Here is a 14,777-nt window from a genome sequence, read left to right as displayed (position 1 = left end):
ATCACTTCCGTATTTTTATCTAAGGGAGTGATGTTTTTATTATGAATAAATTGACAGAATTTTTAATCAGATGCAGAATGACTGGCATGGTGTCTAACCAGATAATGCTAAAAATTATAAAAATTTCAATAAATAGTGCTAATCTAGAAACTGAAGCTGGTGAATTTTTAAAAGAAGTTTGGGGTTACGAAAAATATAATCAGTTTCTACTATTATTAGACCACCAGTCAAAAAAATTACCTGCTGCTATAAATTATCTGGACGATGAGTATCCGCAAGTTTTAAGAACTATTTACAATCCGCCAGCACTCTTGTTTTTTGCAGGAAAGATTGCTTTACTTAAAACTGATTGTGTTGCCATCGTTGGTGCCAGGGAAGCGACAAATTACAGTTTTCGTTGCATTGGCGGGCTTGTTCCCCGTTTAGTAAATCGTTATACTATTGTGAGCGGTTTAGCTAAAGGCGTTGATTCCTGGGCACATCAACATACGCTTTGGAATCATGGACAGACAATCGCTGTAATTGGTTGTAGTTTAGATAAGGTTTATCCCTTAGAAAATCTTGAACTACAACGCCAGATTATGAATAATGGTTTGGTGATTAGTGAATATCCACCGCAAACACGAGCGCAACGATTTCATTTCCCCCAAAGAAATCGAATTATCGCTGGTTTGAGTCAGAAAGTAATCATAACTGAAGCACGTAAACGTAGCGGAGCTTTGATTACAGCCGACTTAGCGTTGGAAAATAATCGTGAAGTATTGGCTATTCCTGGTTCAATTGACCGATCTTTGTCTGCTGGATGTAACCGGTTAATTGAAGAAGGGGCAACGCCATTGATTAATTTTGATAATTTATAATTAAAACATTGAGAAATTCAGTTCAAACTTTTTATCAAGTGTAAAAATAAAAGTTGTTGAAATCAGGTTTCTTATGATGAAGCACTTTTAGATCTTGGTTGACAAAGTAAAAAATATATGATTAATATATTGACAGTTTTAATTGAGCCATTTAGAAAGGAGCACTTTTACGTGCCATCAACAAAGCAAAAAAATTTGGTGATCGTGGAATCACCTTCAAAAGCAAAAACAATTGAAAAATATTTGGGACGTAATTATCACGTAGTTGCTAGTTTGGGACATGTTCGTGACTTGCCTAAGAGTCAAATGGGTGTTGATATTGAACATGATTATCAACCAAAATACATTTCCATTCGTGGTAAGGGTCCTGTTATTAAAGATCTCAAAAAAGAAGCAAAGAAAGCCAAACGAGTTTATCTGGCAGCCGATCCGGATCGTGAAGGAGAAGCTATTGCTTGGCATGTCTCACATTTACTCGGTCTCGATGATGATGGAAAAAATCGTGTGGTTTTCAATGAAATTACTAAAGATACCGTTAAACAAGCCTTTAAGACACCTCGTTCGATCGATATGAATTTGGTTGATGCGCAACAAGCTCGTCGTGTTTTAGACCGTTTAGTAGGTTATTCAATTTCCCCAATTCTCTGGGCTAAAGTTAAAAAGGGCCTTAGTGCCGGTCGTGTTCAATCGATTGCCTTGAAATTAGTGATTGAGCGTGAAAATTCAATTAAGAAATTTATTCCCGAAGAATATTGGACAATTGAATCAGTCTTCAAGAGTGGTAAAGACAAATTTAAAGCTAACTTCTATGGTTTAAATGGCAAGAAAGCTGAATTGAAGAATAATGATCAAGTTCAAGATGTTTTGAACAAGATTGATAAGAAAAAAGATTTTAATATTGATAAAGTAACGAAAAAAGAACGTAAACGGATGCCTGCCGCACCATTTACAACTAGTTCGTTACAACAAGAAGCTAACAAACGTCTCAACTTCAAAACACGTAAAACAATGATGATTGCTCAACAATTGTATGAAGGAATCAATTTGGGACGCAAAGAAGGTACAGTTGGTTTAATTACGTACATGCGTACCGATTCTAAACGTATTTCTAAAGTCGCTGAAGCTGAAGCTTCGAAGTTTATTCATGAAGAATATGGCGAACCATATGCAATTATCAAAGAACGTAAGGATAAGAATCAAGAAGGTGCTCAAGATGCCCATGAAGCCATTCGTCCATCGTCTGTCTTCAGAACACCAGCCTCATTGAAAGATATCCTTAGCCGTGACCAATTCCGCTTGTACAGCTTAATTTGGTCAAGATTCGTTGCTAGTCAAATGACACCAGCTGTTTTCGATACAATGACAGTTGATTTGTCACAAAATGGTGTCATGTTTAGAGCTAATGGTTCAAAAATTAAATTTGAAGGTTATCGTAAGGTTTACCAAAGTACTTCCGATACTTCTAAGAAAGATAATATTTTGCCAGATCTTAGTGAAGGCGATAATGCTAAACTACAATCAAATGATCCGGCACAACATTTTACCCAACCACCAGCAAGATTTACTGAAGCTTCATTAGTTAAGGCTTTGGAAGAAAATGGTGTGGGTCGTCCATCAACTTATGCGCCAACCATTGATACGATTCAACGCCGATACTATGTCAAGTTGAATGGAAAGAGTTTTGAACCAACTGAACTTGGTGAAATTGTTGATAATTTGATCCAAGATTACTTCCCTGATATTGTAAATATTGATTTTACGGCTCATTTGGAAGATGAACTTGATAGTATTGAAGAAGGTAAAGAGGATTGGGTCAAAGTTGTTGACCATTATTACAAGCCTTTTGCTAAAGAACTTGAATCAGCTGAAGATAAAATTGAAAAAGTTCAAATTAAAGATGAACCAGCCGGAATGGATTGTGATATCTGTGGTGCCCCAATGGTAATTAAAATGGGACGTTATGGTAAATTCTATGCTTGTTCACGTTTCCCAGATTGTCGTAATACTAAGCCAATCGTTAAGGAAATCGGCGTGATTTGTCCTAAGTGTAAGAAGGGACAAGTTATCGAACGAAAATCTAAGAAGAACCGTATTTTCTATGGTTGTTCCAGATACCCTGATTGTGACTTTGTGACATGGGATAAACCAATTGGCCGTGATTGTCCTAAAGATGGTCACTACCTAGTTGAAAAGAAGGTTAAAGGTGGCCGCCAAGTAATCTGTCCAAATGGAGATTATGAAGAGGACATTCAAAAGTAAATGAAAGAAAAAAAATTAATCGATAAATTTGTTGAGAATTTAATGGTTAATCATCGCTATTCGGAAGAAACAAAAAAATCTTATTTGGAAGATATAGATAATTTTGTTTCTTTTTTAGACCAAAATGGTGGTTTCCACGGTTTTACAAAAGTTAATCGAATTGATGTTGATACTTATTTGACTTATTTAGATGAAAAAGACTACGCCGATGAAACAATCGCAAGAAGAATCTCTGCTTTACGGTCTTTTTACACCTTCTTAGTCAAAAATAAATTCATCCAGACCAATCCCTTTGACCTTGTACAATTACGCCATAAGGGTCGAAAATTACCGCATTTCTTTTATGAAAAAGAGATGAACCAATTGTTCGATGCGGTCCAAGGTGATGATCCACTTTCGCAAAGAAATTCAGCATTATTAGAATTGCTCTATGCCACTGGCATGCGAGTGAGTGAATGTGCTAATCTATTACTAGATCAACTGGATTTTTCCAATGAAATTGTACTGATACATGGTAAAGGGGACAAAGATCGCTACGTGCCCTTTGGAAGCTATGCTAGAAGTGCTTTGGAAACTTATTTTGATCAAGGACGCCAAATTTTGATGACCAAATATCATCAAAATCATAATTATGTTTTTGTAAATAATCGTGGCAAACAATTGACTAGTCGTGGAATTGAATATATTTTGGATCAAGTTATTAAGAAGACGAGCTTGACATCCGATATTCATCCGCATATGATACGTCATACATTTGCCACACATATGCTTGATCATGGTGCAGATCTGAGAACAGTTCAGGAACTTCTGGGACATTCCAGTCTTTCGACGACTCAGATTTACACCCATGTGACAATGGAACATTTACAAAACGATTATAAAAAATATTTTCCAAGATAAGAGGAAGGTAAATCAATGACTACAATAGTTGCTGTTAAGCATGATGATCACACTGCAATTGCCGGTGATGGTCAAGTTACATTAGGTGAAAAATATATTATGAAGGGTTCAGCTCACAAGGTTAGACGTATCTTTAATGACCAAGTCGTTATTGGTTTCGCCGGTGGTGTAGCTGACGCTATTACTCTACAAGATTGGCTTGAAAAGAAATTAAAAGCATATTCAGGTAACTTGAAACGTGCTGCCGTTGAATTAGCTCAAGATTGGCGTAAAGATCCAACTTTGCAAAAACTCGAAGCAATGTTGATTGCGATGGATAAAGATAATTTATTACTAATTTCTGGTAGTGGTGAAGTGATCGAACCTGATGAAGATGTTGTTGCTATCGGTTCTGGTGGTAACTTTGCACAAGCCGCAGCTATCGCAATGCAACGTCATGCTAAAGATATGAATGCTGAACAAATTGCTGTTGAAGCAATCAAAATTGCCTCAAGTATTGATATCTTTACAAATGAAAATATTATTTCCGATAAATTTTAGAGTGGAGATTAGTAAATAAATGGACACATTAACACCAAAACAAATTGTTGCTCAGCTAGATAATTATATTATTGGTCAAACAGATGCTAAAAAGGCCGTGGCGATTGCTCTATACAACCGTTACCGTCGTATGCAAGTACCTGAGAAGCTACAACAAGAAATCACACCAAAGAATTTAATGATGATCGGACCTACTGGTGTTGGTAAAACTGAAATTGCTCGTCGTTTGGCAAAAATTGTCAACGCACCGTTTGTAAAGGTTGAAGCAACTAAGTTTACTGAAGTCGGTTATGTTGGTCGCGATGTTGAATCGATGGTTCGTGATTTGGTAAGTGTTGCCGTTTCAATGGTTGAAAATGAAAAATTTGACGAAATTAGACCAGAAGTTCGCCGTGATGTTGACAAGAAATTAGTCAAGTTGCTTGCTCCTGGCGTTAAAAAAGAACAAAAACAAAACAATAATGATTTCATGAGTATGCTCAATAGCATGCAAAATGGTGGTCAAAATCTCGGTAGTATTTTTGGAAACAATGATACTGTTGATGAAGATCCTGATGCTAATTCAGATGTAACTGACGAAGTCCGTGATCAACGCTTGTCAGTTAAGGAACAACTGGATAAAGGTTTACTTGAAGACCAAGAAGTAACTATTAAGGTCGAAGAGTCGAAAAAAGTCGGTCCAATGGATGATCAAATGGGCCAAATGGGTATCGATATGTCAGGTATGATGGATTCGTTGATGCCTAAGAAGACTATTACTAGAACTTTACCAGTTAAAGAAGCACGTGAGTTGTTGATTCAACAAGAATCACAAAAACGTGTTGACCACGATGAAATTTACCAAAAAGCTATTGAAAGAACTCAAAATAACGGGATTATCTTTATTGATGAGTTCGATAAGATTGCAGCTGGTAATAAACGTAATTCGGGTGAAGTTTCTCGTGAAGGGGTCCAACGTGATATTTTGCCTATCGTTGAAGGTTCACGTATCAATACAAAATATGGTCCAGTAGATACTGATCATATCTTGTTTATTGCATCTGGTGCCTTTGCCGAAAGCAAACCCAGTGATTTGATTGCTGAACTTCAAGGTCGTTTCCCAATTCGTGTAGAATTGAATGACTTAACTGAAGACGATTTCATTCAAATTTTAACAAAGCCTGATAATGCTTTGACTAAGCAATATGTAGCGCTTACAAGAGCTGACGGAATACATTTAACTTTTACTAAAGAATCTGTCGAAGAGATTGCAAAAATTGCATTTGAATTGAATAATAGTAATCAGAATATCGGTGCTAGACGTCTTTCTACTGTCTTGGAAAAGATTTTAGCGGATATTCTTTATGAAGGACCTGATATGCAAATGGGTGATATTACCATTACTCGTGAATATGTCCACGAACAAGTTGGTAAGATTGCTTCAGATCAAGATCTTTCACGTTATATTCTTTAGGGGGAAAAACATGACAGTTTATCAATTGAAGAACGACTATTTAACATTGAAAGTTAATTCTTTAGGTGCTGAAATGAACAGCATCAAGAATAATGAAGATTCAGAATTCATCTGGCAAGCAGATTCAAAAGTATGGGGACGCCACGCACCTGTATTATTCCCAATCGTTGGTCGCTTAAAGGATGACCATTACTTTGTTGATGGTAAAGAATATAAGATGACACAACACGGTTTTGCTCGTGATCAAGAATTTAGTCTTGATTCACAAACCGATTCAAAACTAGTTTTGAGTTTAACAACTAGTGCCGCAAGTCTTGAAAAGTATCCATATCATTTCAAGTTGAGAATCATTTATCAATTAGTTAAGGATACTGTTCAAATTTCTTACTTAGTCGACAGTATGGAAGAATCAGAAGATATGTACTTCTCAATTGGTGCACATCCCGGCTTTGAAGTACCTTTCGATAAAGGACTTAACTTCGAAGACTATAAAGTGGCAGTTGATCCTGCTGAAACAAGAACTCATATTCCAATCGAAAATCATTTGATTAATTTAAATGATGAGAAGAAGGTTGAGAACCAAAACTTCCCAATGACACGTGACTATTTTGTTGACGATGCGGTAGTTTATCGTTTAAATGAACCAGCAGAAGTAACAATTTCAAGTGACAAGTCAGATCACAAGTTGACATTAGATACTGGTAACGCTAAGTTCTTCGGTATGTGGTCAACATATCCTGATGATAACGGTAAGTTTATGTGTATTGAACCATGGTGGGGACTTGCAGATAAAACTGACTCAGATAATGACTTTAAGAATAAGTACGCTATTAACAAATTGGCTCCTAAGGAAGAATTTGAGGCTTACTTTAGTATTTCGGTCAAATAGACAAATTTAAAAAAAATCTCAACATCTTTTATAGGTGTTGAGATTTTTTTGTAAGTAGATATATTAATTTACAGTAGACATCTTTTAAGCGTTGGTAATGAAACTTTCTCTTGGTAATTTTCTTTGAGATGCTCCTGGATTGCAATTACAGTATCAAATTGACTTGCTAAGGATTTGATAAATTCTTTAGCCTCTGGAGTTAGTCGACCTCTGGGAGAATTTGTCTGTCTAAATTTACCAGTGAATTTCTGTTTTTTGCTAGGCTGGACGTCTTTTACAAACTGTAACTTTATTTTGGGCTCCGATTTAGTCATAACATTAGTTGCTATCTCTTTGGACTGTTCGTCCAATTCTTGATTTTTTGCGGCCAATTCGCGTTGCAATTCATTGATACTTAAAACTAAATCAGCGGTCACCGTTTTATATTCGTTAATTTTACTTTCATAAGAATCAATCCGAGCTAATAGTGTATCGAGTTCTCGCTTAGTCCAAACGATGGCGTCATTGCTTAAGTTAATATAACCTAAGGCGTCATTCTCGTGCATTTGAATTGGTTTGATTGGTCCCGTTGGTGTGTCTTCAAAAGTGGCATAGGGAATATTTTTGAAATAACCCTTTGTATGGGCTGTATATGATTTTGTGGTTTCATGAATCGTTTCTTTCACATCGTCAATAAAAGCAGAAATGATTTTAATCAGCCTTCCTTTATCTTTGTAATGGATTATTAATAGGGGAATGTTATTTTTATTGCAATAATTGAGACGAGCAGTTCCATTGGCACTAAGTCTTCTTAAAGCTTCGCGGGCCGCGTGAGAACTGTTTCTGGCTTTATAATGTTGTGCACCATTATATTCGATAATTGCTAAAAATCCATTGATATTTAGTGAGAAATCAACTGGTAATGGGACATTCTCCGATTTACTCAGCAAGTTGGGAAATGTTCGCTCTCGATCAAAGATTATTTGCATATTATTCAAAATTCCAATAATCTGTGATTCTGGTTCTGATGGTTGTTCCATGATGTAGCCCCCTCAAATATGCTAATTTCATTTTATAAAAGGTGGTCGATTTAAGTCTAATTTAAGAGCTTCAAACCCCCTTAGAAAACGTTTGAATAGATACGTTTTTGATTATTATGAAACAATTAATCGTAGTGAGGGTAGAGTGTGCTTAAAATAATTTTATAAAAAAAGCCGTTCACCGAAGTGAGCGACATTATTAATACTATTACATTATCTGGAAATCGTGATTATTTCATCCCTGTCTGACTTTTGCCACTGACAGTACCATTTGTGAAGTTAACCACGAAATTAGCTCCAGTACTGCCAGAGACACCAGAAGAGTACGTAAAGCTCTTAGATGTCTTGTCAGAGTTAAATGATTCACTATATCCGTTAGGCTTACCAACGTTATTTAAAATAGTGCTTTCTTCCATACCATTTTGGACGGAACTATATGCATCCAAGCCCAATTTTTCTGATCGAGCAACTTTCATGCCACTAATAGCTTTACTGATTGCATGTCCATTTGCGAAAGTAACTTTCAAATTAGAACCAAGTTCACCATTATCAACATTATTCCATGTATTGATTTCTGTTTTAGTATTATTAGCGTTTGAGGTGGAAGTGGTTGAAGGTTTACCTAGCAGACGTTGTACTGTAGCAATTGGTGTACCGCTAGTTTCATTGAGATAAATGCCACTATATTGGGCAAAAGTAACCCCATCTTTGTTGACGACCTTTTTCTTTTTGGTAGTCTTTTTTGGCTTAGAAACATGACTAGTTTTAGCAAAGGGACCTGTCGCAGTCATCTTCATGCCAGCAACGCCACCGCCAGCTAAGACAATGATAACGATCAGTGTCCAAAACCACCATCGCTTATAAAAATGCTTTTTCTGATGTTTCAAAGAGCGGCGGTATGCTGCTCTTGTAGGCAAATTATTGTTGTGGTCCATAATTGACCCTCCCCGGATAGATAACACTTTATTATCATTCTATCAGTAACAGAGGTCGATGGGACTTTTCTAGTTAAAATCTTTGATTAATTTTAATTAAATTTAGTTAAGGATTTCTTCGGTGACAAATCGTCTAAATTTTTTTGAGTTAGGATGTGTCTTCAAATTATTTATATTATGAATATATTCCGTCTCCAGATTCGGACAGTGGTCACTGGCGGTGCGGAACGGTCCGAGCCAGGGCCTCGGACCTCGGTTTAAGCCTTGCAAGTTCGGCAAGTCTTAAACGCGCCCGGCGCTGTAAGAACGACAAAATCGGTCGTCCTAACACCACTTTCACTGCCAGTGACCACTGTCCGAATCTTCCGACTAGTTCCTTGTTAACTCAAGAATGGCTTGATACCTCAAATATTTTTTACCATCTTGAATGGAATTCTGGAACAACCATGTTCTTAAAATATTTATCCGTATCAGAATAGATTCTTATCAGACTAATTTGAAGACAGACCCTAGAAAGTATTAAACAAAATAAAAAAGGCAAATCCTAAATTGGATTGCCTTTTTATTTGATACTTGAAAATGTTACTTATCAGCTTTTTCACGTTGTTGCTTTTTATACCGCAATCCAATCGGAACAAGGTTTTCTTGACCTTTTAACAGTCGCTTGATATTTGGAATATGACGATAATAAATAATGACAGTAACAATGGCAGCGACGGTCGTTAAAATCCAGTCGTGTAAGAATAATGTTGCAATGGTGAAGAACAAAATAGTTGTTAAACTAGCAACACTGACCATACTTGTGACATAAACGATGGAAGCTAACACGATGAAACAAATTACGAATAATAATGGATTATAAGCTAGTAGAATACCAGCACTGGTAGCAACAGCTTTTCCACCTCGAAATTTCAAGAAAATTGAGTAGCAGTGGCCAATGACGGCACAAATTCCGACGAAAAGGACTAAATGGTGATCTAATCCAAAGAAGACAGGCATCAAAGCTCCCAAAGTACCTTTCAGAATATCAATCACTAGGACAACTGTTCCGGCCACTTTCCCTAAAACGCGGTAAGCATTAGTAGTTCCAACATTTCCACTACCGTATTCGAAAATGTTCTTGTTGAAGAAGACTTTACCAACGATATAGGCGGTAGGGAATGAGCCAACTAAGTAGGCTAAAATTACACAAATGAGAAGTTTCATTAAAAAATCACTCTCTCGGCTTTATTTTTTGGTATATTGTAACTCTATGGTGTTTTTACGAGAATTATAAATACCAACCTAGACATTATCTACTATTTTACCTAAAAATAAAAGATTTCTCTTGAATGCGAACGTATATTCGTGTAGCGTAAATAGTGTTATAATACTAGAATATCAGATTTGTAGTAAATGAAAAGGAATGATATAAATGCCAAAATCATCTTATGATGATTCGTCAATTCAAATCCTTGAAGGATTAGAAGCTGTACGAAAAAGACCTGGTATGTACATTGGTTCCACAGATTCCCGTGGATTACATCACCTCGTCTATGAAATCGTTGATAACGCCGTCGATGAAGCTTTATCAGGATTTGGTAAAGAAATCAATGTCACAATCAACAAAGATAGCAGTATTACTGTAGTTGACCATGGTCGTGGGATGCCAACAGGGATGCATGCTTCTGGTAAGCCAACAATTGAAGTTATTCTGACAGTGCTTCATGCTGGTGGTAAGTTCTCAGAAAGTAATTACAAAACGTCTGGTGGTCTTCACGGTGTCGGTTCATCAGTTGTGAATGCTCTGTCAGAATGGATGACAGTTCGTGTTGTTCGTGATGGCAAAGTTTATGAAGAACGTTTTGAGAATGGTGGTCATCCCGTTGGAACTTTGAAGAAAACGGGAACGACTAAAGAGGGTAGTGGAACAACAATTAGTTTCAAACCTGATGCAACTATTTTCCAAACAACCAAATTCAATTACGATACCTTAGCTGAACGATTACGTGAATCAGCCTTTCTGTTGAAGGGTGTTAAATTTACGATCACTGATAAACGTGGCGAAGAAGAAAAACAAGACATTTTTCATTATGAAGATGGAATCCAATCATTCGTTAAATATTTAAACGAAGATAAAGATACATTGGGTGGCATTTTTTATGTTGAAGGTGAAAATTCAGGCATTGAGATTGAATTTTCTGGTCAATATAACGATGGTTACTCTGAGAATGTGATCTCCTTCGTTAATAATGTTCGGACTGCTGATGGCGGGACACATGAAGCCGGAATGAAGTCTGGTTTGACTAAAGCGTTCAATGATTATGCCCGTAAGGTTGGTTTGCTAAAAGAAAATAGCAAAAACTTAGAGGGTAGTGATGTTCGTGAAGGTCTGTCAGCAATTATTTCGGTTCGGATTCCTGAAGAGATTCTTCAATTCGAAGGTCAAACAAAGGGTAAACTAGGTACACCGCAAGCTCGTTCAGCTGTCGATCAATTAGTTTATGAGAAAATGAGTTTTTACTTGCTAGAAAATGGTGAACAAGCTCAAATGCTAGTTAAAAAGGCATTGAAGGCTCGTGAAGCTCGTGATGCTGCTAGAAAGGCTCGTGAGAGTACTCGTAGTGGTAAAAAGAACAAAAAGACCGATGGACTTTTGTCTGGTAAGTTGACCCCAGCACAATCAAAGAATTCTAAGAAGAATGAATTATTCTTAGTCGAGGGTGATTCTGCCGGTGGTTCTGCTAAACAAGGACGTGACCGTAAGTTCCAAGCTATCTTACCTTTGCGTGGTAAAGTCTTAAATACACAAAAAGCTAAGTTAGAAGATATTTACAAAAATGAAGAAATCAACACTATGATTTATACGATCGGTGCTGGTGTTGGGGCTGACTTCAAACTTGAAGATCGTAATTATGACAAGGTTATTATTATGACCGATGCTGATGATGACGGTTCTCATATTCAGATTCTCTTGTTAACATTCTTCTATCGTTACATGCGTCCACTTGTTGAATCAGGCCATGTCTATATTGCCTTATCACCACTTTATAAACTCCAAAAGGGTAAAGGTGCTAAGACAAAGATTGAATATGCTTGGACACCGGATGAATTAAAAGAAAGTATTAAAAAGATGGGTAAAGGCTATGACTTGCAACGATTCAAGGGTCTTGGTGAAATGAATGCCGACCAATTATGGAAGACAACTATGGATCCTGAAAATCGTATTTTGATCAGAGTAAATATCGACGACGCAGCATTGGCTGAACGCCGAGTAACTACTCTGATGGGCGATAAAGTAAAACCTCGTCGTGACTGGATCGAAAGTAATGTTCGCTTCAACGGTACTGAAGAAGGCGACAATATTTTGGAAAAGGTTGATGACGAAACTGATCCCATCGATAGTAAAATCGTTGACGATTTATTGAATAAGGAATAGGTGATAAATAGTGACTGAAAATTCTCCTAAAATTCAAGATATCTCGCTCGAAAAAATCATGGGAGATCGATTTGCGAGATATTCAAAATCAATTATTCAAGAAAGAGCTTTGCCAGATATTCGTGATGGCTTGAAACCAGTTCAACGAAGAATCTTGTATTCAATGTATTTGGATGGCAACACTTATGACAAAGGATTTCGTAAGTCTGCTAAGGGTGTTGGTAACGTTATGGGTAATTTTCATCCCCATGGTGATTCATCTATTTACGAAGCGATGGTTCGTCTATCTCAAGATTGGAAGCTACGTAATCCGCTAATTGAGATGCACGGTAACAACGGTTCGATGGATGGTGATCCACCAGCTGCGATGCGTTATACAGAAGCTCGTTTAAGTAAAATTTCTAGTGAAATGCTTCGAGACATCAATAAGGACACAGTTGATGAAGAATGGAACTTTGATGATACTGAAAAAGAACCAAAAGTTTTACCAGCTCGATTCCCTAATTTATTAGTTAATGGTGCCACTGGTATTTCAGCTGGTTATGCGACAGAGATTCCACCACATAATTTAGGTGAAGTGATCGATGCCACAATCAAGATGATTGATAATCCTGATATCACCTTAGATGATTTGATGAAAATTGTTAAAGGTCCTGATTTCCCAACTGGTGGAATTTTGCAGGGTAAAGACGGTATTAGAGATGCGTATCGAACTGGGCGCGGTAAAGTCTACTTGAGATCAAAGACTTCGATTCAAGAGATCCGTGGTCATAAATCCCAAATCGTAATTACTGAAATCCCTTATGAAGTTAATAAGGCTCAGTTAGTTAAGAAGATGGATGAAATTCGGGTCTTGAAGAAAGTTGATGGTATTGCTGAAGTTCGTGATGAAAGTGACCGTCAAGGCTTGTCGATTGTGATTGAGTTGAAACGTGATGTTGACGCTAACGGAATTTTAAACTATATGTTTAAAAACACCGATTTACAAATTTCATACAACTTTAACATGGTCGCCATTGCTGACATGCGTCCTCAACAGGTCGGTTTGGTTCAAATACTGCAGGAATATATTAAACATCAACAAGACGTCGTCCTACGTCGTAGTCAATTTGATCTGGCTAAGGCAAAGAAACGTCTTCATATCGTTGAAGGTTTAATCAAAGCTTTGTCAATCTTAGATAAGGTTATTGCAACAATCCGTGGTAGTAAAAATAAATCTGATGCCAAAAATAATTTGGTTAAAGAATATAAATTTACTGAAGAACAAGCTGAGGCTATTGTTTCCTTGCAACTTTATCGTTTGACTAATACCGATGTAACGGAATTAGAAAAAGAAGATAAAGCTTTAAAGACTCAAATTACAAGCTTGAATAAGATTATTGATGATCACCCAACCTTGATGAATGTTATCAAGAAGGAATTACTCGAGGTTCGTAAAAACTATGCTGATAATCGTCGTACCAAGATTGAAGCTAAGGTTGAAGAAATTGAAGTCGATACGAGTGTAATGGTTGCCAGTGAAGAAGTTCGTTTGCTTGTCAGCCATGATGGTTATGTTAAACGTAGTAGTTTGCGTTCTTATCAAGCCTCTACTGGGGATGACAATGGTCTTAAGAATGAAGATTATCCAATCATTGACCAAAATGTTAATACTTTAGATCATGCCTTTATCTTCACCGATAAAGGAAATCTAATTTATCGTCAAATTTTTGAAATTGACGATAGTCGCTGGAAAGACATGGGTTCGCATCTGTCACAAGAGATTGGTTTGGATGCTGACGAATCCATTTTGAAGGCTTTTGTTTTCAAAGACTTAAAAGAGACCGGTAATTTCTTAGCCGCAACTACTGAGAACTATATTAAACAAGTGGCATTTAGTGACCTCTTACCGGGAAGAACTTATAAATCTCGTGCTTCGAAGTATTGTAAGCTCAAAACTGCCACCGCACGTGTAATGGACGTTTATTATGTTCCGGCTGATGCCAAGAGCTTGGTTTACGTCTTTACCAAACATTCTTATGCTTCAGCTTTTCCAATTACTGAAGTACCAGTTGTTAGTGGTAAGGCCATGGGTGTTAAGTTTGTCAGTCTTAAAGATGATGATGAATTAGCAGGCTACTTTATTGCGACTGATGAAAATGACAAGATAGTCGTCTTGACTCAACGTGGTTCTTACAAGCAAATGAAACTATCAGAAATACCTGTAACTAGCCGAGCCCGTCGTGGGGTTTTGACTTTGCGTGAGTTAAAACGTCAACCACACCGCATCGCTTTAGTTACAAATATTGCAAATAATATGGATATTACAATTGTTACGGATACAAATAAAGAAATTGAGATTGATCGAGCAAGTCATCAAAGTACAGATCGTTATTCAAATGGTTCATTCGTGATGGATCCAGAGACTGATGGTAATCCAGTCAGATTTGTGAAAGAAATTCCAGAAAAATAATGATATAAACACCATTGTTTATCTTTATATAGTATTATTAACTTATTGAATA

11 protein-coding genes are annotated in these 14,777 nt (G+C 36.8%); 8 read left to right on the top strand and 3 right to left on the bottom strand.

Annotation, left to right across the window (positions count from 1 at the left end; translation table 11 throughout):
• Window positions 1-41 precede the first annotated feature (41 nt).
• The 6 genes from dprA (at window position 42) to D1B17_RS06755 (ending at window position 6,901) form a co-directional block, all read left to right on the top strand.
• Window positions 42-860: a DNA-processing protein DprA gene (dprA, locus tag D1B17_RS06780; protein WP_120142411.1), complete on the top strand. Its 819-nt coding sequence runs from the start codon at window positions 42-44 to the stop codon at window positions 858-860.
• A 171-nt stretch (window positions 861-1,031) separates the two neighbouring features.
• The gene (gene topA, locus D1B17_RS06775; RefSeq protein WP_120142412.1) at window positions 1,032-3,119 is read left to right on the top strand and encodes a type I DNA topoisomerase; all 2,088 of its coding nucleotides are present in this window, start codon (window positions 1,032-1,034) and stop codon (window positions 3,117-3,119) included.
• Complete coding sequence (gene xerC, locus D1B17_RS06770) at window positions 3,120-4,019, top strand: tyrosine recombinase XerC (RefSeq protein ID WP_120142413.1); 900 nt, start codon at window positions 3,120-3,122, stop codon at window positions 4,017-4,019.
• Window positions 4,020-4,034: 15 nt separating this feature from the next.
• Window positions 4,035-4,559 (top strand): HslVU peptidase proteolytic subunit, encoded by a 525-nt coding sequence (gene hslV, locus D1B17_RS06765; protein WP_120142414.1) that lies wholly within the window; start codon window positions 4,035-4,037, stop codon window positions 4,557-4,559.
• Between the two features lie 19 nt (window positions 4,560-4,578).
• Window positions 4,579-6,012, top strand: a complete 1,434-nt coding sequence (gene hslU, locus D1B17_RS06760; RefSeq protein ID WP_120142415.1) for an ATP-dependent protease ATPase subunit HslU — start codon at window positions 4,579-4,581, stop codon at window positions 6,010-6,012.
• Between the two features lie 10 nt (window positions 6,013-6,022).
• Window positions 6,023-6,901, top strand: a complete 879-nt coding sequence (locus tag D1B17_RS06755; protein ID WP_120142416.1) for an aldose 1-epimerase family protein — start codon at window positions 6,023-6,025, stop codon at window positions 6,899-6,901.
• 68 nt (window positions 6,902-6,969) lie between these two features.
• Here the strand turns inward: D1B17_RS06755 and D1B17_RS06750 are convergent, their stop codons facing one another.
• The 3 genes from D1B17_RS06750 to plsY all read right to left on the bottom strand — a co-directional run bounded on the left by D1B17_RS06750 (window position 6,970) and on the right by plsY (window position 10,061).
• Window positions 6,970-7,920 (bottom strand): ABC transporter C-terminal domain-containing protein, encoded by a 951-nt coding sequence (locus D1B17_RS06750; RefSeq protein ID WP_120142417.1) that lies wholly within the window; start codon window positions 7,918-7,920, stop codon window positions 6,970-6,972.
• A gap of 230 nt (window positions 7,921-8,150) precedes the next feature.
• Window positions 8,151-8,855 (bottom strand): DUF3862 domain-containing protein, encoded by a 705-nt coding sequence (locus D1B17_RS06745; protein WP_120142418.1) that lies wholly within the window; start codon window positions 8,853-8,855, stop codon window positions 8,151-8,153.
• Window positions 8,856-9,437: 582 nt separating this feature from the next.
• Window positions 9,438-10,061, bottom strand: a complete 624-nt coding sequence (gene plsY / locus D1B17_RS06740) for a glycerol-3-phosphate 1-O-acyltransferase PlsY (protein WP_120142419.1) — start codon at window positions 10,059-10,061, stop codon at window positions 9,438-9,440.
• Between the two features lie 208 nt (window positions 10,062-10,269).
• Between plsY and parE the strand changes: the two genes are divergently transcribed.
• Both parE and parC read left to right on the top strand, forming a co-directional pair.
• Window positions 10,270-12,273, top strand: coding sequence for a DNA topoisomerase IV subunit B (gene parE, locus D1B17_RS06735; RefSeq protein WP_120142420.1), 2,004 nt, complete (start codon window positions 10,270-10,272; stop codon window positions 12,271-12,273).
• A 10-nt stretch (window positions 12,274-12,283) separates the two neighbouring features.
• Window positions 12,284-14,725 (top strand): DNA topoisomerase IV subunit A, encoded by a 2,442-nt coding sequence (gene parC, locus D1B17_RS06730; protein ID WP_120142421.1) that lies wholly within the window; start codon window positions 12,284-12,286, stop codon window positions 14,723-14,725.
• Window positions 14,726-14,777 lie beyond the last annotated feature (52 nt).

The organism is Companilactobacillus zhachilii, assembly GCF_003606365.2.
In the GTDB taxonomy this organism is placed as follows: Bacteria; Bacillota; Bacilli; order Lactobacillales; family Lactobacillaceae; genus Companilactobacillus; species Companilactobacillus zhachilii.
This window is presented reverse-complemented; position numbering and strand designations above follow the sequence as displayed.